General features: G+C 65.3%; 17 protein-coding genes, 1 tRNA gene and 1 pseudogene. All 19 read left to right on the top strand.

What is annotated here, in order from left to right:
- The first annotated feature begins 12 nt into the window (after positions 1-12).
- The 19 genes and pseudogenes from KA261_10780 (at position 13) to KA261_10690 (ending at position 22,410) form a co-directional block, all read left to right on the top strand.
- Positions 13-2,178, top strand: coding sequence for a hypothetical protein (locus tag KA261_10780; protein ID MBP7698282.1), 2,166 nt, complete (start codon positions 13-15; stop codon positions 2,176-2,178).
- A gap of 155 nt (positions 2,179-2,333) precedes the next feature.
- A complete protein-coding gene (gene fliD, locus KA261_10775) occupies positions 2,334-4,670 on the top strand; it encodes a flagellar filament capping protein FliD (protein ID MBP7698281.1) in 2,337 nt (778 codons plus the stop codon).
- Between the two features lie 23 nt (positions 4,671-4,693).
- On the top strand, positions 4,694-5,128 hold the full coding sequence (gene fliS / locus KA261_10770; protein ID MBP7698280.1) for a flagellar export chaperone FliS: 435 nt from the start codon (positions 4,694-4,696) through the stop codon (positions 5,126-5,128).
- A gap of 9 nt (positions 5,129-5,137) precedes the next feature.
- Positions 5,138-5,590: a hypothetical protein gene (locus KA261_10765; protein ID MBP7698279.1), complete on the top strand. Its 453-nt coding sequence runs from the start codon at positions 5,138-5,140 to the stop codon at positions 5,588-5,590.
- A gap of 143 nt (positions 5,591-5,733) precedes the next feature.
- Positions 5,734-6,132: a hypothetical protein gene (locus KA261_10760; GenBank protein MBP7698278.1), complete on the top strand. Its 399-nt coding sequence runs from the start codon at positions 5,734-5,736 to the stop codon at positions 6,130-6,132.
- Positions 6,129-7,049: an HDOD domain-containing protein gene (locus KA261_10755; protein MBP7698277.1), complete on the top strand. Its 921-nt coding sequence runs from the start codon at positions 6,129-6,131 to the stop codon at positions 7,047-7,049. The genes KA261_10760 and KA261_10755 overlap by 4 nt, the downstream gene beginning before the upstream one ends.
- A gap of 340 nt (positions 7,050-7,389) precedes the next feature.
- Positions 7,390-7,466: transfer RNA gene (locus KA261_10750), tRNA-Val, on the top strand.
- 92 nt (positions 7,467-7,558) lie between these two features.
- A pseudogene (thrS, locus tag KA261_10745) lies at positions 7,559-9,466 on the top strand (threonine--tRNA ligase).
- A 54-nt stretch (positions 9,467-9,520) separates the two neighbouring features.
- Positions 9,521-10,186: a translation initiation factor IF-3 gene (infC, locus tag KA261_10740; GenBank protein MBP7698276.1), complete on the top strand. Its 666-nt coding sequence runs from the start codon at positions 9,521-9,523 to the stop codon at positions 10,184-10,186.
- Between the two features lie 21 nt (positions 10,187-10,207).
- Entirely contained in the window at positions 10,208-10,402 is a 195-nt protein-coding gene (gene rpmI, locus KA261_10735; protein ID MBP7698275.1) for a 50S ribosomal protein L35, read from the top strand.
- Positions 10,403-10,439: 37 nt separating this feature from the next.
- Complete coding sequence (gene rplT / locus KA261_10730) at positions 10,440-10,790, top strand: 50S ribosomal protein L20 (protein ID MBP7698274.1); 351 nt, start codon at positions 10,440-10,442, stop codon at positions 10,788-10,790.
- A 17-nt stretch (positions 10,791-10,807) separates the two neighbouring features.
- Positions 10,808-11,821 carry a phenylalanine--tRNA ligase subunit alpha gene (pheS, locus tag KA261_10725; GenBank protein ID MBP7698273.1) on the top strand — a complete coding sequence of 338 codons (1,014 nt, stop codon included), beginning with the start codon at positions 10,808-10,810 and terminating at the stop codon, positions 11,819-11,821.
- Between the two features lie 3 nt (positions 11,822-11,824).
- Positions 11,825-14,209 (top strand): phenylalanine--tRNA ligase subunit beta, encoded by a 2,385-nt coding sequence (locus KA261_10720; protein ID MBP7698272.1) that lies wholly within the window; start codon positions 11,825-11,827, stop codon positions 14,207-14,209.
- Complete coding sequence (zapB, locus tag KA261_10715) at positions 14,206-14,457, top strand: cell division protein ZapB (GenBank protein ID MBP7698271.1); 252 nt, start codon at positions 14,206-14,208, stop codon at positions 14,455-14,457. Before KA261_10720 ends, zapB begins: the two co-directional genes overlap by 4 nt.
- Before the next feature lie 108 nt (positions 14,458-14,565).
- Entirely contained in the window at positions 14,566-14,868 is a 303-nt protein-coding gene (locus tag KA261_10710) for a cell division protein ZapA (protein MBP7698270.1), read from the top strand.
- A 100-nt stretch (positions 14,869-14,968) separates the two neighbouring features.
- Positions 14,969-16,534, top strand: a complete 1,566-nt coding sequence (gene rny, locus KA261_10705; protein MBP7698269.1) for a ribonuclease Y — start codon at positions 14,969-14,971, stop codon at positions 16,532-16,534.
- A gap of 154 nt (positions 16,535-16,688) precedes the next feature.
- On the top strand, positions 16,689-17,576 hold the full coding sequence (locus KA261_10700) for a TIGR00282 family metallophosphoesterase (GenBank protein MBP7698268.1): 888 nt from the start codon (positions 16,689-16,691) through the stop codon (positions 17,574-17,576).
- Positions 17,576-18,481: a bifunctional 5,10-methylene-tetrahydrofolate dehydrogenase/5,10-methylene-tetrahydrofolate cyclohydrolase gene (locus tag KA261_10695; protein ID MBP7698267.1), complete on the top strand. Its 906-nt coding sequence runs from the start codon at positions 17,576-17,578 to the stop codon at positions 18,479-18,481. Before KA261_10700 ends, KA261_10695 begins: the two co-directional genes overlap by 1 nt.
- A gap of 272 nt (positions 18,482-18,753) precedes the next feature.
- Complete coding sequence (locus KA261_10690) at positions 18,754-22,410, top strand: hypothetical protein (GenBank protein MBP7698266.1); 3,657 nt, start codon at positions 18,754-18,756, stop codon at positions 22,408-22,410.
- Position 22,411: the final 1 nt, after the last annotated feature.

The following is a 22,411-nucleotide window of genomic DNA, read 5'->3' as shown; positions in this document are numbered from 1 at the left end:
GGAGGATGACAGATGTCACTTCGCATTAACCACAACCTGGCAGCGCTGAACGCTCACCGGAACCTGGTGAACACGAACAGTTCGCTGCAGCAGTCCATGCAGAAGCTGTCCTCGGGCTACCGCATCAACCAGGGCGCCGACAACCCGGCCGGCCTGGTGATTTCGGAGCAGTTCCGGGCGCAGATCGCCGGCCTCAACCGCGCGATCGACAACTCGGAAGGATCGATCAGCATGGTGCAGACCGCCGAGGGCGCGCTGAACGAAATCAACAATTTGCTGATTTCCATGCGCGAACTGGCGATTCACGCCGCGAACGAAGGGTTCAACGACGCCGACCAGCTGGCGGCCGACCAGGCGGAAATCGAAAACGCCATCGCCACGATCGATCGAATCGCGGCCAACACCCAGTTCGGCACCAAGAAGCTGCTCGACGGCTCCAAGGCGAACATCGCCACCATCACCAGCTCGAACAACTCCGCCGTGACGGTCCGCCAGTCGAACCTGACGAGCGGCACGCACTCGATTACGGCGACCAAGACGGCCGATTCGACGGCGACGTTGAACACGACCGCGCTCGGGTTCACGCTGGCGAACACGGACGGCGATCCGGCCAACCTGACCGAGAACATCCACAACCTCGACATCGTGCAGGCCTCCGACGTGGCGAAGAAGACCTCCGGGTCGGTGCAGATCGCGGACGCTTTCGGCAACGCTCTGACGATCGCGGCGGCCGCCGATGCGGCCTCGATCGCGACGGGCGCGTTTGCGGCGGCGACCGCCGGCAACGTCGGCACCTACACCTTCACCGTCCAGTATTCGGACGTGAATGAAGGCACGACCTCGGCCCAGACGATCGCGGTCGATATCGAGCTCGGCGACGACGCCGACGCGGTGGCGGCCAAGATCAACACCGAGATCGGCATGAACTCGGTGCTCTCCGGCCGGATCAGCGCCTCGGCGGCCGCCGGCGTGGTCACGCTGGCCGCCTCCAACGAGGGCGCGCAGTATTCGATCCGGACGACGGCCTCGTCGACCGACGCGACCGATGCCCTGTTTGCGGTCGCCGCGACCAGCGACCGGGGTGTGAGCGCGAACCAGCTGACGCTGACGGCGACCACGGAAGCGAACTCGACCGTGTCGCAGACGATCACGCTGACCGCGGGCACCTACACCTCGCTGGCCGATATCGTGACCGAGATCGACACCCAGCTCGGGACGGCCTTCGGCCTGGTGGCCGGCGGCGCTGCGGGCGAGCATGATGTCGATGCGGTGGTCACCGACAGCGACAAGATTCAGATCCGCACGAAGGACGAAGGTTCGGCCTACGGCCTCCAGATGGGGACGCTGGGCACGGCGACCGGCAATCTCGAGCACATCCTGGGCCTGACCGAGGACTCGATCGCCAACGCCGGGACCGACGCCCTGATCCGCTTCGACAACTACACCCAGTCGGTGGACCGGGTGAAGTACGGCTCGACGTGGGACGTTGAGATCGCCAACAAGGCGGCCGGCGAAGTGGGCCGCGGGACGCTGAACCTGACGATCGCCAAGGCCTCGACCGGCCTCAACGTCGGCAGCGCGCTGCTCGACGTCAAGGCTGCCAAGTTCGACGTGCGCCTCGACGGCGGCCCGGCGACCTCGGTCACCGCGGGTGTGAACACCACGGTCTACAATGCCGACCGCTCGGAGTCGGTAGTCCTCTGGTACGATCTGACCTCGGCCGGCGGGACCGAGACGATCAACAACGTCGATCGCTCGCTCGTGTTCCAGATCGGCGCCAACGTCGGCCAGACGGCCAAGATCGGCCTGCGCAACATGGCGGCCAGCGCGCTCGGGCGCGGCTTCGCGGCCAACATGTTCAGCTCGCTCGCCGAGATCGACGTGACGACGGTCCAGGGGGCGCAGGACGCCCAGGCGATCATCGACGCGGCGATCAACGAGGTGTCGACGACCCGCGGCACGCTGGGTTCGTTCCAGAAGAATACCCTGGAATCCAACCTCCGCAACCTGCGGATCGCGGCCGAGAACCTCACCGCGTCCGAGTCCATGATTCGCGACACCGACATGGCGAAAGAAATGTCGGAGTTCACGAAGAACCAGATCCTGGTGCAGGCCGGCACGGCCATGCTGGCCCAGGCCAACCAGGTTCCGCAGATCATTCTGTCGCTGTTCCAGTAAGCGAACCGCGGCCGAACCACATGTGCCGGGGGAGGCCAATGCCTCCCCCGGCCACTTGACCGGAACGGCCCGACCGCCGCGGCGGCCGGGCGCCGGACCGAACGGGGAGACGGAAGGACAATGACAGTGACGTCGCCGACATCAGGAGGAGCGGGATGGCCGGGATAGGATCCATCGATGGAATAATCTCCGGTCTCAACACGACCGAGATCGTCGACACCATCATCAAGGGGGAGCGGCGCAACGCCGACCTGCTCGAAGAGGAGCAGGCGAAGAAGACGGCGATCATTTCCGCGTTCAAGGCGCTCCAGGCAAAATTCCTCGCGCTCAACACCGAACTGGCCCAGCTCGTGCGGGCCTCGTCCTACGAAGCGGCGGCCGTGACCGTCTCCGACCCGGACGTGCTCTCGGCGACGGCGAGCGGGCGGGTCACCGGCGGGTCGTACGACGTCCAGGTGCTGTCGCTCGCGCGCAACCACCAGCTCGCCGCCCAGGGGTTCGCCGGCGACACCCAGGCGCTGCTCGGGACCGGGACGATCCGGATTCAGACCGGCGCGGGACCGCTGAAGACGATTACGATCGACGGAACAAACAACTCGCTCGCGGGCATCCGCCAGGCGATCAACGACGCCGGCGCCGGGGTCACCGCGAGCATCGTCAACGACGGCTCGTCCTCGAACCCCTACCGGCTCGTGCTCACGGCGGACAAGACGGGACGGGCGAACCGAATCACCGTGACATCCGACCTGACGGGCGGGGCGAACCTGAATTTCGCAACGCCGTCGTTCGACGCGCCCGAAGTACTGTCGTTCGCGGGCGGGTCGACGGCCAAGGTGTTCCTCGGCACGACCGCGGCGTACACGGGAACGGCCAACAGGATCTACACCTTCACCGTGGCCGGGACCTCCACGGTCACGGTCGGAAACGAGCCGATCACGCTGAACTGGACCGACGGGACCAACAGCGGCGCCATCGTCGTCACCCAGGCCGACCTGGAGACGGAACTGGCCGGGGTCGGATCGGACGGGCTCAAAATTACCCTGTCGGCCGGGATCCTGACGGGCGGCGACACGTTCCAGGTGAGCACGTTCGCCCCCACGCTGCAGGAAGCCTCGGACGCCCGCATCGCCATCGGCTCGCAGGACGGCCAGGGATCCCCCATCGTTGTGACCTCGGCCACCAACACCTTCACCAACGTGATCGGAGGGCTGACCCTGCGGGCCTCGCAGTTGACGGCTCCCGGGGAGACGGTGACGGTCGGCACGGAGCGGGACATCACGGCGATCCGCGAGAGGGTGCAGAATTTCATCAAGCGCTACAACGAAGTCATCGATTTCATCGAGGAACAGAATAGCTACGACCAGGAGGCCGACGAGGCGGGGATCCTGTTCGGCGACGCGACCCTGTGGATGGTGCGGAACTCGCTGAGCAACGCGGTCGCCGACCGCATTCCGGGGATCGACTCGAAATTCACCCAGTTGTACGCGCTGGGAATCCGGACGCAGGGGGACGGACGGCTCGCGATTACCGACGCGGGTCGTTTCGAAGAGGCCCTGCGCACCAATCTCGACGACGTCATTGCGCTCATGTCGCGAACCGGGTCCGCCTCGCGCACCGGCATCGAATTCGTCTCCTCGACGGCCGCGACCAAAGTCGGCCAGGGGTACGCCGTCGACATCACCCAGGCGGCGACGAAGGGGTACTACCGGGGGGGGGATCTGGGGAATCTCGAGGCTGCGCCGCTCGTGCTTACGGGGTCGAACAACACCCTCAAGATCACGGTCGACGGGATCAAGTCGCAGGAGCTGTACCTCACGCCGCGGAGCTACAGCTCGGGCGAGGCCCTGGCGGCCGAAATCCAGGCGCGGATCGCCACCGATGAGAACCTCGGACCGCGCGGGGTGACGGTCACCTGGGTGAGCAGCGCCGGCGGCGGGTACCTGACGATCGCCAGCGCCTCGTACGGGTCGGCCTCGAAAGTGACAATCGAGGCGGTCGACAATTCGGCCGCCGTGGCGCTCGGGCTCGCCGCCGGAGAGAGCGTCGCCGGGCAAGATGTGGCCGGAACCATCAACGGCGAGACGGCCGAGGGCAAGGGGCAGTTGCTGACCGGAAAAACGGGAAACGCGACCACCGACGGCCTGGTGCTCCGGGTGACGCTCGATGAGACGCAGGTGATCTCCGGCGCCGAAGGGCAGGTGACGGTGACCAAGGGCGTGGCCGCCCGCCTCAAAGACGTCGTCGAGAGCCTGACCAAGGCCGAGGAGGGGACTTTCGACCGGCGGATCAAGAGCTACCAGTCCCAGGTCGACACGATCGCCAAACGGGTGGCGGAAATCGACGAGCGGCTCAAGCTCCGGCGCGAGTCGCTCCTGCAGAAATACTACCTCATGGAGCAGACGCTCGGAGAGATGCAGAGCATCGGAAACTACCTCGAATCGCAACTCGCGGGCATCAACACGAACTGGGGATTTCGAACGAGCAAGCAGTAGTGCCTTCGGGAGGAGAACAACAGATGGCGAGCAGCAAAGTGGCCGCGTACCGGCGGGAGGAGATGGCGGGGAAGTCGCCCCTGGAACTGGTGATTCAGGTGTACGACGGGGCCATCAGTGCCTTCCGGGCGGCGGCCGACCGGTACCGGAGCGACGACGCGGCCGGCGGTCGGGAGCAACTGGAGCGGGCGCAGACGTTCGTCACCCACCTCTACACGACCCTGGACGCCGAGCGGGGCGGCGACATCTCCGCACAACTCGGGCGGCTGTACGCCTACGTGATCAACCGGATCAGTGTGGCCGCGGCCACCGGCGACCCGGGCGTGATTGACGACAACATTGCCATACTCAATAACCTTCGCGAGGGCTGGATCGGCCTTCGCGCCCAATCGGCCGATCCGGCGCCGAGCGGGCCGGCCCCGGCGGCCGCGCCCGGCGGTTTCGTCGGCTCGGCATGAGAGAGCGCCATGGACTACGACGTGCTCAAACAACTCGAACGCGAACTGCTGGCGGTGCTCAAAGAAGAGTATACGTTCTACCAGTCGCTCTACCTCACCCTCGACAAGCAGCGGGACGCGGTCCGCTTCAACCGCGACGACCACCTCCTGGATCTGCTGGCCGAGGTCGAGCGCTACCGCCAGAGAATCGCCCGGTCGGAGTTGACGATCCGGCAGCTTCAGGAAAAACACCCCAAAGCCTTCCGGCTCGCCGCGGCGCTCCCGGAAGTGAAGAGGACGATCAACAGCATCCGGACGCTGGTCAAAAAGAGCGTCGACGTGGTGTCCGAATGCGACGAATACCTGCAGGGACGGGTCAACCGGATCAAGGAGGAGCTCGGGGAACTGCGCAACAGCCAGCAGATTCTCCAGTACCTCAGCGAACCGGATCCGTCGCCGCAGTTTGTGGACGGAAAGAAGTAGGGAGTCGGCCCCGCCCGCCGGGCGGGGGCAGAGATGAGAGGGCCACGGGTGCGGTCGGCGCGACGCGCGGAGCGCGCCATAGGAAGGTAACGCCGGCGGGTGCGCCGGATAGAAGCAGGACTTTCACACCATGAGGCAGCCGTATGAACATAGGAAGGGTTCGGACGGTGCGGCCGTCGCTCGACACGGCGCGGACGCCGGGCGATGAGACGACGGTGCGCAGGAAAGGCAGGAACAACGCCGCGCCGGAGGAGGGCGGAGGAGCGCGGAAGGCCGGCACGCCCGGCGATCAACTGGTGATCTCGGAGGACGCCCGGGCACGGCTGGCCGCGCTGGCCGACGCCGCCCGCGCGGAGGAAATCCTCACGCCGCCCCCCGAAGACGCCGAGGGACTGAGGATGGAGAAGATGCGGCTGGCGAGCGACCGGATGCGCTCCGGGTACTACGACCGGCCCGAGATCAAGCGACAGATCGCCGACCGCCTGGCGGACGAAATGTGCCGGCGGTCGCCGGAACAACCCGAGACCCCGAAAGACGAATGACGCACGAAGCAGTGAGCACGCACGTGGAAACGCCAGCGGCGACCATAGACACGCGGATTCGACAGATTGTCTCGAATATCCGCAATCTGCCCACCCCGCCGGTGGTCTTCCACCAGATTCAGAAAGTCATCAGCGACCCCAACGCCTCGGCGGCCCAGGTGGCGGCCATTCTCGGGGAAGACCCGGCGATGTCGGTCAAAGTGCTCAAGCTGACCAACTCGGTGTTCTACGGGCTGGCGCGCGAGGTGGAGTCGGTCAAACAGGCGGTCGTAGTGGTCGGCATGGAGGCGATCAAGAACCTCGTGCTCTCGGCCAGCGTGCTGGACATGTTCAAGGGAAACACTCTCGACCAGGAACGGCAGGAACGGTTCTGGCGCCACTCGCTGGCCACCGCCTTCTGCTCCCGCCTCATCGCGCGGAGCGTGCGGGACCGGGGTATGATCGATCCCGACTCGGCCTTCTCCGCCGGGCTGCTCCACGACGTGGGCAAGCTGGTGATCGAGTGCTTCCTTGCGCAGGAGTACGCCAAGTTCGCCGCCGTCCGGTGCGACAACGTGACCGCGACCGACCTGGAAATCGAGCGCGAGACGCTCGGGTACACCCACGACCACCTCGGCGGCTTTCTGGCCATGCAGTGGAAGCTGCCGCAGCGCCTGGGGGATGCGATTGCGTTTCACCACTCGCCCACCGCGGCCCCGGCCCCGGAGCTGCTCGCCTGTATCGTCCACTCCGGCAACTTCGTCGCCAAGCACACGTTCTACGGGCGCGAGGACCAGCATCTCATCGGCCACCCCGATCCGGAAGCCCTGGCGAAGCTGGGGATCGATGAGGGCCGATTGGAGGGATTCGCTGATAAGCTGCGGGACGAGTACGCGAAGGCGGAGACGTTCATGCAGATGTTGGGGCTGACGGGGTAGGGGCGCCCCGCTGAGAGTTCGACGACGACCCCGCGCCCCACGGCGCGGGGTCTTTCGCTTTCACCAAGGGTAATGTCCGGTCTCCTTGCCCGGAAAGGCGGGCCGGTACCGCCTCGCGTGTCCCCCGTTTGTGGTCCCGCAATTCCGAGGAACCGGGTGGGGCGGCGATGGTTACAGGATTCGAAGCTGACCGGTGGCCCGACGTCCTTGGCGGAGTCGCGATTCGGCCGGCGCGGGTCTTGCCCGCGGCCGGGAAAATTCGGCTTGACAACTGTTCGCCCAGGGTATAAAATAACCAACTGCCCGCCGATAGCTTAAGTTGGTGGGGAACAACGGACATGGGCGATTAGCTCAGTTGGTTAGAGTACTTGCTTGACATGCAAGGGGTCACTGGTTCGATTCCAGTATCGCCCACCATTAGTGAGTCCAAACGATGAGCGGGTTTGCCAGTGGGGGAACCCCACCCGTCAATCCGCTCGTGCTGTAAACGGAAAAGATTCGTGGCGACCATGCAGATCACATTGCCCGACGGGTCGGTGCGGCCCTGCGAACAGGGAACCACCGGGGCCGACCTCGCCCTGTCGATTTCCCCGCGCCTGGCCCGGGAGGCGATCGCGGTGCGGGTCAACGGCGCGGTGCGGGATCTCAACGCGCCGCTGCCCTCCGAGGCGACCGTCGAGATCCTCACGTTCGACCACCCCGACGGGCGGCAGGTGTTCTGGCACTCCAGCTCGCACATCATGGCGCAGGCCGTGGTCGAGCTGTTCCCCAACGTCAAGCTGGCGATCGGACCGCCTATCGACGAGGGGTGGTACTACGATTTCGACGTCGCCAAGCCGTTCGCGCCGGAGGACATCGCCCGGATCGAACGGCGGATGCAGGAAATCATCGACGAAGACGCGGAGTTCCGCTGCGAGCACCGGTCGCGGACCGCGGCCATCGATTACTACAGGCAGCGCGGGGAGCCCTACAAGGTGGAGCTGCTCGAGGGGTTCGCGGACGACGAGGTCAGTTTCTACACCCACTCGCGCTTTATCGACCTGTGCCGCGGGCCGCACATTCCCCACACCGGGATCATCAAGGCCTTCAAGCTCACCGCGACCTCGGGCGCGTACTGGCGCGGCGACGAACACCGCCCCATGCTCCAGCGCATTTACGGGGTGTCGTATCCGAAGAAAGCGATGCTCGACGCCTACCTCCAGCGGATTGAGGAAGCCAAGAGGCGGGACCACCGCCTGCTGGGCAAACAGCTCGAGCTCTTCCAGATTTCCGATGAGATCGGCGGGGGACTCGTCCTGTGGCATCCGAAAGGGGCCATGGTGCGGCATGAGATCGAGAAGTTCTGGCGCGACGAGCATCTGAAAGCGGGCTACGACCTCGTCTACACCCCGCACATCGCCAACCGCGAGCTGTGGCGGACGAGCGGCCACCTCGATTTCTACCAGGAGTCGATGCTCGGGCCGATGACGATCGAGGAGCGCGAGTTTCAGCTCAAGCCGATGAACTGCCCCTTCCACATTGTCATGTACAGGTCCCGGCGCTGGTCCTACCGGGATCTCCCGCTCCGGTGGGCCGAACTCGGGACCGTGTACCGGTTCGAGGCCTCGGGGGTGATGCACGGGCTGATGCGGGTGCGCGGGTTCACCCAGGACGACGCCCACCACTTCGTCACCCAGGAGGCCATGGAGGAGGAGGTCGGGTGGGTGCTGGATTTCTGCGTGCACATGCTCCGCTCGTTCGGCTTCGAGGACTACGACATCTACCTGGCCACCCGGCCGAAGGAGAAATCGACCGGTCGCGAGGAGGACTGGGTGCGCGCCGAGGCGAGCCTGCGGCAGGCCCTCGAGGTGCGCCGGCTGCCGTTCGACGTGGACGAGGGGGGCGGGGCGTTCTACGGCCCCAAGATCGACATCAAAATTAAAGACGCGCTCAACCGGTCGTGGCAGTGCTCGACCATCCAGTTCGATTTCAACTTGCCGGAACGGTTCGACATGCACTATATTGACGCCGATGGCCGGCCGAAGCGGCCCTTTATGATCCATCGCGCCCTGCTCGGATCGATCGAGCGGTTCTTCGGCGTGCTCATCGAGCACTATGCCGGGAAGTTCCCGCTCTGGTTGGCGCCCGTGCAGGTGAAAGTGCTTCCGATCACGGACAGCCAGAACGACTACGGCCGGGCGCTCGCGGACGAGCTCAAGCGGCACGGCATTCGCGCGCAGGTGGACGACCGATCGGACAAGATCGGGGCCAAGATCCGCGACGCCGAACTGATGAAGGTGCCCTACATGTTCGTGGTCGGCGGCCGCGAGGCCGAGAATCGGAACGTGGCAGTGCGCAAACACGGCGTCGGGGATCTCGGCGTCCGGTCCCTGGAGGAGGCCCGCGATATGCTGCTCGCGGAAATCCGGACGAGGGGACTGGCCCAGAGCGGCGCCGGCGCCAGGTAAGGAGGTTCTATCAGCAGCAAAGACTTGCGCATCAATCGCCGCATCCGGGTGTCGCCCGTGCGGCTGATTGGTCCCGAAGGCGAGCAGATCGGCATTCTGCCGACCAAAGAAGCGCTCGAACGGGCGGAAACCCTCGGGCTGGACCTCGTGGAAGTGTCGCCCAACAGCCGCCCCCCGGTCTGCCGGATCATGGATTTCGGCAAGTACAAGTACGAGTTGTCGAAGAAAGACCGGCAGGCGAAAAAGCGGCAGCACTCGTTCCAGCTCAAGGAGATGCGTTTCCGGCCCAAGATCGACGAACACGACTTCGAGTTCAAGACCAAACACGTGCGCAACTTCCTCGAGTCGGGGAGCAAGGTCCGGGTGTATGTCATGTTCCGCGGTCGGGAAATGGCCTACCAGGAGTACGGGCGCAAGGTGCTTGACCGGGTCGCGGAAGAACTGAAAGACATCGCCACCGTCGAGAGCGCCCCCAAGATGGAAGGCCGGAACATGAACATGCTGGTGGCGCCGCGGCCCGAGGTGATGAAGGTGCTCAAGCAGAAGGCGGAACAGAGAGAGCGGGCCGAGCTCAAAGAGCGGGAGCGCGCGGCCGAGGCGGGCGAGGCCATGCCCGACGAACAGCCCGGGGAGCTCCAGGAATCCCCGGCCGACGGCGGCGGCGACCGGACCGGTGAAAATAACGAGTAACGAGAGAAGGATAGCAGCACCATGCCCAAGATGAGAACCCAGCGCGCGGCCGCGAAGCGGTTTAAGAAGACCGGGACCGGCAAGTACAAGCGCAAACGGGCGTTCAAGAGCCACATCCTGACGAAGAAAACGCCCAAGCGGATCCGCAAACTGCGCCGGCCGGCGATCCTCTCACACGCCGACCAGGGGCGGGTCAAGCGGATGCTGCCTAACTGAGATTTGACGACAGTCGTACCGAAGGAGTACCACGCAGATGGCACGCGCGAAAAACAACGTGGCCGCCCACCGGCGGCATAAAAGGGTGCTGGACCGGGCCTCGGGCAACTGGAACGGCCGCGGCAAACTCTACCGCACCGCCCTCGAAACGGTCCACAAAGGTCTCAAGTACGCCTACCGCGACCGCCGGGCAAAAAAACGGGAATTCCGCCAACTGTGGATCGCCCGCATCTCGGCCGCGGCCCGCATGTGCGACACCAACTACTCGCAGTTGATCGCGGGGTTGAAGACGGCGGGGGTGAACCTCGACCGGAAAATGCTGGCGGATATCGCCGCCCGCGACATGGCGACCTTCTCGTCGCTGGCCAAGATGGCGTCGGGCAAGTAGATCCGGGACCGCGTGACATGACGCTCCCGGATGACATCGCGAGATTGGAGCAGGAAGCAAAGAAGCGAATCGGCTCCGCCGATTCGCTTGATTTGCTTAATGAACTGCGCATCGAGTACCTCGGGCGCAAGGGCGGGATCACCGCCATCCTCAAAGGACTCGGACAGCTTCCCCCGGACGAGCGCAAAGCGGTCGGGGCCGCGGCCAACCGGGCCCGCGCCGCGCTCGAGCAGTGGCTCGCCGAGGCGGCCGGGCGCCTCGAGGGAGCCGGCCCCAGGGGGACGATCGATCCGACGCTTCCCGGAACCGGGCAGTATGTCGGCGCCGTTCACGTGATCAACCAGGTGATGGGGGATATCTGCCGGACGTTCTACGGGATGGGGTTCGAGACGGCGCAGGGGCCCGACGTCGAGACCGACTACTACAATTTCGAGGCGCTCAATTTCCCGCCCGACCACCCCGCCCGCGATATGCAGGACACGCTCTTTGTCGAAGGGGGGAGGCTGTTGCGCACGCACACGACCCCCGTGCAGGCGCGCGTGCTCGAGACGCGCCGCCCGCCCATCAAGTGCATCACGCCCGGCCGGACGTTCCGCAACGAGGCGATCTCCACCCGCTCGCACGTCGCTTTCCACCAGGTGGACGGATTCCTCGTCGACGAGGGCGTGACGCTCGCCGATCTGAAGGGCGCCCTCGTCGCTTTCTGCCGGGCGTTCTACGGGCCGGATATCAAGCTCAAGTTCCGCCCGTCCTTCTTCCCCTTCACCGAACCCTCGGCCGAGGTCGACATCTCCTGCATCCTCTGCGGCGGGACGGGCTGCCAGTTGTGCAAGTTCAGCGGGTGGCTGGAGATTCTGGGGTGCGGGATGATCGACCCCAACGTCCTGACCAAGGCCGGGATCGACAGCGAGAAGTACACCGGTTACGCGTTCGGGATGGGGGTGGAGCGGCAGGCGCTCCTGAAGTACCGGATCAACGACATCCGGCTGTTCTTCAACAATGACATCCGATTCCTTCGGCAATTTCGCTAGCTCATGGAAGTCTCCTACCAGTGGTTGATCGAGCTGACCGGGGTGACCTGGTCGGTTGAGGAAATGGCGCGCCGCCTGACGCTGTGCGGGACGGCCTGCGAGGGCATTACCCCCTTCGCCCGGCACATGGACCGGGTGGTGGTGGGCGAGGTGTGCGCGGTCGCGCCGATTGCCGGCGCGGACAAGCTCCGGCGGGCGACGGTGGCGATCGGGGCGGAGACCCTGGACCTGGTCTGCGGGGCCCCCAATGTCGCCGCGGGACAGAAGGTCCCGGTGGCGCTGCTCGGCGCCAAACTGGCCGGGGAGGTCGAGGTCCGGCGCGCGACCATCCGCGGGGTCGAGTCGCTTGGAATGATCTGCTCGGAGCGGGAGCTGGGGCTGTCGGACGACCACAGCGGAATCATGGTGCTCGAACCCGAGATGCCCGTGGGCGCGCCGCTGGCCGAGGCGCTGGACGCGGCCGACTACCGGATGACCTTTGAGCTGACGCCCAACCGCCCTGACTCGATGTCGGCCATCGGGATTGCACGCGACATCGCGGCCCTGGCCAGAGTCCGCCTGCGGCGGCCCGCGGTCCGCCTCCGGGAAACGGCGGAGAAGGCGGCCGATGTCATCAGTGTGCGGCTCGATGATCCCGCGGCCTGTCCCCGCTACGCCGCGCGCGTGATCAGGAACGTCACCCTCGGCCGGTCCCCTTGGTGGATTCGCCGGCGGCTCATGATGTCGGGCGTCCGCCCGATCAACAACGTGGTCGATGTCACCAACCTCGTCATGCTCGAGTGCGGGCACCCACTCCACGCCTTCGACCTCGACCGCTTCGGGTCGCGCGAGGTGGTGGTGCGGCGGGCGCGCGAGGGCGAGCGGTTCACGACGCTCGACGGCAAGACCCACGTGTGCGACCCGCAGGTGCTGCTGATCACCAACGGCGCGGTCGGCGTGGCCGCTGCGGGCGTCATGGGCGGCGAAAACTCGGAGGTGGCCGAAACCACCCGCAATATCCTTCTGGAAGCGGCGTATTTCGATCCGCCGACCATCCGCAAAAGCCGCCGCGCGCTCGCCACCCAGAGCGAATCGTCGCAGCGCTTCGAGAAGGGCGTTGACCCGAACGGGATCGAGTACGCCATCGACCGGGCGGCGGCTCTCCTGGCCGACTTGGGCGGCGGCGAGGTGCTCGCCGGGATGGTCGATGCCTACCCCCGGCGGATCGACCCGAAAGCCATCGCCCTGCGCCCCCGCCGGTGCAACGACGTGCTCGGGACCGACCTGACCGCCGCACAGATGAAGGAGATCCTGGAGGGGCTGGAGTTCGCCGTCGAGGACGGCGACCCGTTGCGGGTCACGGTGCCGACCTTTCGGCCGGATGTCGAGCGCGAGATTGATCTGATCGAAGAAGTCGTGAGGATTCTCGGGTTCGACCGGGTGGAAGACGCCCGGTCGACGATCGGTCCGCTGTTCACGCCGCTGCATTTCGAGGACACCTTCAAAGACCAGGTGCGGCAGGTGCTGACGGGGGCGGGATTCGACGAGGTGCTCAGCCACGGTCTCGCCGACAGCCGCCTGGCCGACCTCGCGGCGCCGGAGCTTCCGCAGTTGCGGCTGGTCAGCACGGCCAGTGCGGAATTGAACATCATGCGCAACAGTATGATCCTCTCGGCTGTCCCCATCCTCGGCCATAACGTGGCCCGGCGCAATGTCGACCTGCGGATTTTTGAGATCGGCAAAGTGTACTTCCCGCCGACCCCGGCCGGCGAGTGGATCGAGGACGAGCGGATCCTGCTGGCAGTGACCGGCGATACCCCGCACACCTGGCGGGAGAAGCCGCGCCCGCACGACTTCTACGACGTGAAGGCCGGGTTGGAGAGGCTGGCGGAACACTTCCACTGGCCGGCGCTGGAGTTCGTCCCGCAGGCGGTATCGTTCCTGGAGCCGGGAGCTTCGTTCCGGCTGCGGGTGCGGGAAACCGAGATCGGGGCCATCGGGCAGTTGTCGGTGAAGCTGGCCCGGCAGGCGGATATCAAGCAGGCGGTATGGCTGGCGGAGGTGGCGACCGGGCCGCTTCTGCCGCTTTCCTCGCGGGTGGCGGCGTACGAGCCGCTGCCGATTTATCCGGCCGCCCCGCGCGACCTCGCCCTGGTCGTTGACGAAACGGTGCCGGCCGGCGATATTGTCGGTGCGATCCGCACGGCGGCCGGGGAACTGGCCGAAGACGTGAGTATCTTCGATCTCTATACGGGCAAGCAAATCGAGGCCGGAAAAAAATCGATCGCCGTGGCGATCTCCTACCGCTCCAAAGAACGCAGCTTGTCCAGCGAGGAAGTTGAAGCGGCGCAGCAGAAGGTGGTCGCGGCGGTGAAGAAACTGTTTAACGCAGAGGTGCGGGACAAGTGAACCTTGAGGAGAAATTTCAGAAATTGCTGGAGCAGGTCGGCGGCCTCACCAGGCAAAGCCAGACCCTTCGGAAAGAGAACTCCGACCTGAGCCGGGAGAACGATTCATTGAAGCGGGAGCTGGCCGGGTTACGGGCGGAGTGCCACCGGTTAAAACTCCAGGCCGCCGACCGGGCGGATCTGGTTACCTCCAAGCTGTCCAGCGTGTTACAGCGGCTGGACGAATTGGAGCGCACCGAGGGGCAGTAAATTTTTTCTTGACAGGATTCTCCGCTCGAATTATAAATCGTTGACTGTAAGCGGGATAAGAGAGAACAAGCGCGATCTGACAAACCGCCCACAACGGCGTTTGAAAGTATGGCAGCGAACATTGTCGTGGTGAATATATACGGCGAGGACTACCCGATCACGGGTGTGACTGATGCCGCTCATATTTCCAGGGTTGCAGATTTCGTCAATGCGCGGATGCAGCAAATCGCGCAGAGCAGCCGGGTGAAGGCTCGCGACAAAGTTGCGATCCTGGCAGCCATGCAAATCGCATCGGAGCTGCTGGAGAAATCAGAGCAACTGGAATCGACCCTGGGACAGGTCGAGGGCAACCTCGATTCCCTGCTGGATCGCCTCGATCGTGAGCTGGCGCCGGTTTCCGACAGTCGTTGAGTGGATCAGCGAAACTCCGATCCGCGCCGTTCTCTTCTTACTCCCTTTTTGAGATACATGCATCAGTCCACCGGCACGCGGTGCCGGGGTGGAGGACGCAATGGATAAAATCATCATCGTTGCCGCCGCCGCGGTTGTCGCCGGCGTCATCGGATACTTCCTCTCCTGGCGTGCGGCCCAGCGGATGAATCGCGAGAAGCTCGCAGCGGCCACGGTCGAGGCGGAGCGCGTGGTCGAGGAGGCCAAAAAGGAAGCCGAAATCCGGCGGAAAGAGGCCCGCCTCGAGGCCCGCGAGGAGTTCCTCAAGCTCAAAGGGGACTTTGAACGGGAGGTGGCCGCCCGACGGCAGGAACTCGACGCAGCCGACAAACGGCTCTCCGAACTCGACACCAACCTGGGACGCAAGACCGAGCACCTCGACGCCAAAGAAAAAGATCTCGTCAACCGCGAAAAAGCCACCCAGGCGCGGGAAAAGGGGATCGCTCTGCGGGAGGAAGAACTCGACCAGATCATCGCCCGACAAAATGAACGCCTCCAGAAAATCGCGCAGATGACGCCCGAAGAAGCCAAGAAGCAGTTGATGGACAACATGATCAACGCCGCGCGCATGGAGGCGGCCCAATACATCAAGGAAATCCGCGAGAAGGCCGAAGCCGACGCCGAAAAAGAAGCCCGCGAAATCATCCTCTCCTCCATCTACCGCTGCGCCGCCGACCACACCGTCGAAACCACCGTCTCCGTCGTCAACCTCCCCAACGACGAGATGAAGGGGCGGATCATCGGCCGGGAGGGACGGAACATCCGCTCCTTCGAAACCGCCACCGGAATCGACGTGATCGTCGACGACACCCCCGAAGCGGTGATCCTCTCGGGGTACGATCCGGTGCGGCGGGAGATCGCCCGCATGGCGCTGGAGAAGTTGATTGCCGACGGGCGCATCCACCCCACCCGGATCGAAGAGGTGGTCGAGAAGGCGCAGAAGGAAATGGAAGTGATCGTCCGGGAGGCGGGGGAGCAGGCCTGTTTCGAGCTGGGCATTCACGGGCTGCATCCGGACATCATCAAGATGCTCGGCAAACTGCACTTCCGCACCTCCTACGGGCAGAACGTGCTCGCCCACGCCAAGGAGGTCGCCATGCTGTGCGGTCTGATGGCGGCCGAACTGGAGCTCGATGCGCCGCTGGCCAAGCGGTGCGGGCTCCTGCACGATATCGGCAAGGCGATCGATCGGGAGACGGAAGGGACGCACACGCAGATCGGGGCGGATTTTATGCGGCGGTATAAAGAGGCGCCGGAAGTAATCAACGCTATCGAGTCGCACCACGGCGACGTGCCGATGGTGGGCCCCTACCCGGTGCTCGTGCAGGCGGCGGACGCGATCTCGGGGGCGCGGCCGGGCGCCCGGCGCGAGCCCCTCGAAGCCTACATCAAGCGCCTCCAGCAGCTCGAGGAACTGGCCGACAGTTTCAAGGGGGTGGCGAAAGCCTACGCGATCCAGGCGGGCCGCGAGATCCGGGTGATCGTGGAAAACGATACCCTCGACGACCTGGCGACCTCGATTCTTGCCGGCGACATCGCCGCCCGCATCGAGCGCGAAATGCAGTACCCCGGGCAGATAAAGGTCACGGTGGTGCGGGAAACACGGGCGACCGAGTTCGCGCGCTAGAGACGATACGCCCGCCCGGACGGGCGGAGATTATTCGTTGCGCTGAAGGCGGAGTTGTTGTAAACTCCGCCTTTAGTCTGTGCGGCCGGCAGGGTGGAAGCGGTGGGCGCCCCGGCCGCGGGAAAACAGTCGGCCCGCCCTGGAAAGTTCACTCATGTCGTTAGTCACCGTGTTGTTTATCGCCGATGTCTGCGGCAAAGTCGGCCGCCAGGCGCTGGCGCACATGGTCAAACCGCTGCGGCGGAAGTACGGCGCGCACTACGTCATCGCCAACTCCGAAAACGCCGCCGGCGGCTTCGGGATCACGGCCGAGATGGCGCGCAAGGTGTTCGCCTACGGCGTGAACGTGCAGACCTCGGGAAACCACATCTGGGACCGGTACGACATCATCCGGTACCTCAACGAGAACCCCCGCATGCTCCGGCCGGCGAATTTCCCCGAGGGCGTCCCCGGCCGCGGGTGCTCGGTCGACCGGGTGGACGGAGTCACCATCGCCGTGATCAACCTGATGGGACGGACCTACATGAAGGATATCGACTGCCCCTTCCAGGTGGCCCGGCGGCTGGTCGAGGAGGTGCGGCGGGAAACCAGCGTGATCATCGTCGACATGCACGCCGAAGCCACCTCCGAAAAGCAGGCCATGCTCTACTGGCTCGACGGCAAGGTGTCGGCGGTGATCGGCACGCACACCCACGTGGCCACGGCCGACGAGCAGGTGACGCCGAAAGGGACGGCCTACATCACCGATGTGGGGATGACGGGGCCCTACGATTCGATCATCGGCATGGACAAAGAGCCGTCGCTCGAGCGCTTTCTCACGGGGATGCCGAAGCGCTTCAACACGGCCGAGGGAGACTGCCGGCTGGCCGGCGCCGTCCTCACGATCGAATCGGAGACGGGGCGGGCTCACCGGATCGAGCGGATCATGTACCCCTTCGACATCGCCACCTTCCGGCCCACCGACATCGCGCCGGCCGACGGGACGGAGGACGCGGCGCCGGAGGAGGAATTCGACAATGAAGCCGACGGGGAAGAGGTCTGATGAGCGCGAAGATTATCGACGGAAAAGAAGTCGCAGCCAGCGTGCTGGACCGCCTCCAGCCGCGCATCGCGGCCCTCCGGGAGCGGGGGGTGACGCCCGGACTGGCGGCCGTCCTCGTGGGCGAGGATCCGGCCTCGGCGACCTACGTGCGGTCGAAAGCCAAGAAGTGCGAGGAGATCGGCCTCTACTCCGAGGTGATTCGGCGGCCGGCGGATATCGGACAGGACGAGCTGATGCGCATCGTGGCCGATCTCAACGCGAATCCGAAAATCCACGGCGTGCTCGTGCAGTCGCCCCTGCCCCGGCACATCGATGAGATGGCGGTCACCCTGGCGATTAGACCGGGCAAAGACGTCGACGGCTTTCACCCCTACAACGTCGGGATGATGGCCCTCGGATTTCCCCGGCTGCTACCCTGCACGCCGCACGGCATCGTCAAGCTGCTCGAATTTTACGGCCTCGATCCGGCGGGGAAAGAAGTCGTGGTTGTCGGGCGGTCGAATATTGTCGGCAAACCGGTGGCCGCGATGCTGCTGCAGAAGGCGGCCTGGGCGAATGCCACGGTGACGGTGGCGCACTCGCGGACCGCAAATCTCGCCGCCGTGGTCCGGCGCGCCGACATCGTGATCGCCGCGATCGGCCGGCCGCAGACTATCACGGGCGATATGGTCAAGCCGGGGGCGGTGGTGATCGATGTCGGCGTCAACCGGGTGGAGGACGAATCGGCCAAGAAGGGGTATCGCCTGGTCGGGGACTGCGACTACGAAGCCTGCGCCGAGCGGGCCTCGTGGATTACCCCGGTGCCGGGCGGCGTCGGCCCGATGACAATCGCGATGCTGATGTCCAACACCGTGGCGGCGGCCGAACTCGCACTGGTCGGCGCAACCGACTATGCAAGCACCTAGCTAAAGTGCGCAAGCGCTTGCGCATCGTTTCGGTTCCGGGCGGACAGGATGGATCTTTTGGTCGGCAATCGCCCGCAGCGGACGTTCTCGCTTTCCTCACGATTCTCCAACCGATTCCATGCCAATACGTTACCGTACCGTCCGGCCCGGCGGAGCGAACTCGCGGGCATGTCAGTCTGCAACAGCGATAGCGAAGTTTGAGGGCATAGACTTTGCTTTTTGCGACGCTAGGATTTCTACACCCGGTAGGTAGGTTCCAACGCCTGAAACAGATGAAGTTGACGCTTAAGATACTCCTTTCTGTCCTCCTCGCGGCCCGTGCCTTCGGCGCCGTCGATCTCCAGGCAATCAGTAACACCTATGGTCCGTTGCTCCGCGAGGGCCGCCTGGCGCCTCCGTCATCTGCGGTCTATGTCGAGTTCCGGGAGTTTGCCGTGGCGCTTGACGATTCCGTGGCCGCGGACACCGCGCGCTACACGCTCACCTGCCGGGTGACCGCACCGTGGATTCTGGTGAACAGCCTCGGCGGGTTCGTGTTCTCGTTCCCCGAGGGATTCAGCCTGCACCACGCGGAAGTGGGGGCGCTCACCGACGACAACGCCGGACTCAAGTTCGTCATCCAGGAAACCGTGATCGCCGACAACGTCGTGACGATCGGGCTCGGCGTCTACGGCCAGCCCGGAGAGACGGATTCGCTTGTAACGCTCACTTTGGTGATAGCTGACGTAATCAATCCGCAGACGGCCGGCTACTATCAGGCTGCCGGTCTGGCGTTCGACCGGCAGGGGATGATTCTGGCCGGCCCGGTGCTGTCAGATCCATTCCGGATCTACCCGCGCGCGATTCAGTCGCTGGAGGTGTTCCCGGCGGCCGATACGACGGTGACCGCGGGGACGCTACTGGCGTTCGGGGCGGCCGGGTACGACGAATTCGGCAACCGGGTCGATGATCCCCCGGTGAGCTGGTCGCTCATGGAAGGAGCGATCGGAACGGTGAGCGGCAATACGCTGGCGACACGCACGGTCGGGAGTGGGCGGGTGCAGGCGACCCTTGGAGGTCTCACGGCCCTCTCCGGCCTGATCACCGTGATTGCCGGGCCGGCCGCCCTGCTGGATTTTGATGTCCCCCCGCAGCAACTGGTGGGGCAGCCGCTCTTCGGTCCCGCCCGCGTGCTCGTGTTCGATGCTTGCGGCAATCTCTGCGGCGGGCACGATCTCGCGGCCGACCCGTTGGAGGTGATGGGCGGGGAAGGAGCGCTGGAACCGGCGTTTCTCGACGACAACGCCTTCATCAGCGGCGGCATCATCGATCTTGACGCAGCCGGTGTGGTCTATCGGGGACCGACGGCGCAAACGACGATCTCGGGTCGAACCGCCTACGCCGTGTCCGACACCGAGCCGGTGTCGTTCAGCGGATATGACTTTCTCGCGCTGCTGGGGCCGGACGGCGGGACACCGGCGGCGCTCCCGGCCGAGTCGATCACCGCGCTACGGGTGGTTGTCTCCAACCGCGGGCTCCTGGCGCCGGCGGGACCGGCTGCGCTGGAAGCGGATTTCGCGAGCAGCCCGGCGGGCGGCGGCACGGCCACTTTTGTTGGCGGCTCCGACGGCCGGACCGATACGGTCTTGCTGAGCATCTCCACCGCCGGTCTGCCGGAGGGAGAAACGGAATTGACGCTCCGCCTGGCGGCGGAGTTTGAGATCGGCGGCCGGATCTACCCGGTGGAACAAACCGCGTTGTATCCGGTGACGATCACTGCGCCCATCGCTCTGGACCTGGTGTCCGAGTCTTTGGGGCCGGATACACTTTATCCGGAAATGCCCCTGGAACTCGGGTTCGATGTGCGCGTGAGCGGGTTGGCATTGCCGGTGGACTCCACGCGGGTTACCATTGCGCTGGCCGGAATCAGCCCCGCGCTGTTCTCCGGCATCGCCGCCGCGACAGCCGGCGAGGACGGGATCCTGCAGTATCGCGGTCTGCCGGCCGCGGCTCCCGCGATCCCTGCGGCGGCCACACCCTACGAGTTGACCGTCACGCTGTACACCGACGGGCAGATATATGAGGCGGCGTTCACCGCGAATACCGCCGTCGTGCTGGAGCCGGTGCGGTTGACTTACGCGCCGGGATCCCTCCGCCCGCGGTTAGTCCCCGGCGGGTACCACTCGGCTTTCATGTTCGATCTCGATCTCGCGGTCGCCTACGACGTGGAGTGGCAGGGCGTCCAATCGGCGTTCGGCCTCACCGGGGTCGATTTCGCGGCCTTTGCCAGTTTTGCCCCGGTGGACGGGGCGCCGGCGCCGGGACTTAACCCGATGGCGACGGAGGCGCTGTTTGTTCCCGAGAGCCAGGTCGGCGGGACGCTGGCTTGCGCGGGAACGGCGGTCGTATATATCCCATCGGCCGGCGTGTCCGACACGGTGGCGCTCGATTTCGGCGGGGAGGGGGTGGAGGTGCGGAGTCTCGGGGTCGTGCGGGTGGCGGCGCTCGACGTGCTGGCGCCGAATGCCCCCAACGTGAACACCGATCAGGCGTTCCGGCTGCTCGCGCGGGTGGCCAATATCTCGACGATCGACGTGGGGCCGGTGACGCTCCGCCTGACCAGCGACGGTTACTCGACCTATGACAGCGCAGAAACGGTCGCCCACATTCCGCCGGGAGACACGGCGGATGTGTATTTCGACTGCCGGGCGGCGGCCGCGCCCAATCCGGGCGAAATATTCCAGGTGCGGGCGGAGCCGGACACGCCCGACCAGGCGGTCGTGCAGCCGCCCGATGATAACGTGGCGCTGGTGCGCATTCAGCTACCGGCGGACCTGCGCCTGACCTACAGCCTCTGGGGCGTGCTCCCGGCCGTCGTCGTGGACCACAGCACGCCCTTCGGGCTCACCGTGGAGATCGAAAACCGCGGCGAGGCGGCTGTCGACAGCGGGTTCTACCGCTTGCTCACCGGCGGCATCGATTTCGGCGCCCCGGACACGCTCGAGGGACCCATCGCGGTCGGACGCCACATCGAGTTCCCCTTCACCGCGCCGTCCTTCGATACCGCGGCCCTGTTCCAGTTCCGGCTCCTGCGCATTCCCCATGACCTCAACCTCGGGGCGCCGGCGCACATCGAGGAGGACCAGTTCTCCTTTATCCTGCGTGTCGAGTCGCAGGACGCCGACCTGTTCGTGAAAGTCACCGAGCTCGGATCCAACCTGATTAGTCCGGGTGAAGACCGGGACTTGTTCCGCATCGATCTGACCAACGAGGGATCGTCGACCGTCTCCGTCATCCGGCTGGAGCGGATGCGCATGGATGTCCGGGACCGCACCGGGCGGCCGACCGATGCCGCGCGGCTGTTCGTCGCCGACCGCACCGTTGTGCTCGAGGACGGTGTGCCGGTGCCGGCCGAAGTGACGGTAGCCGACCAGATCGCGGTTGCTTTCGACGGATTGACTATCGCCTCGGGCCACACCCGGTCACTGACGTTCCGGGGCGGATTCGTCAACAGCCTGCCGCCCCCCTTCACGCTGGGCCTGGAGACCGACGGGTTCGAGGCCGTTTTCCAGGGGGGAACGCACGACGGTTTCCCGGTGCGGGTGAAGGGGCCGGCCGGACCGTACCTGTTCTCGCGCACTTACGTGATGCGCGGGCGGGGGCTCGAGGAATCCTACGTGATTGAGAACAACCCGTTCAACCCGAAAGTCGGCCCGGCGCGCTTCGAACTGGAAATCGCCGAGCCTTCGGCCGTGGAGGTGCGGGTGTTTACGCTGACCGGCGAGACGGTATACGAGGACGAGGTGCCGCAGGGGGACGTGCGGATCGAGTTCGCATGGGACGGGCGCAACGGTGAAGGCGGGATGGTGAACAACGGCGTATACATCGTGGCGGTCAAGGTGGTGCGGACCGGCGAAGAGGCGCGCATGAAAGTGGCGGTGGTGAAGTAGC

Source organism: Candidatus Zixiibacteriota bacterium (assembly GCA_017999435.1).
GTDB lineage: Bacteria > Zixibacteria > MSB-5A5 > GN15 > FEB-12 > JAGNLV01.
This window is presented reverse-complemented; position numbering and strand designations above follow the sequence as displayed.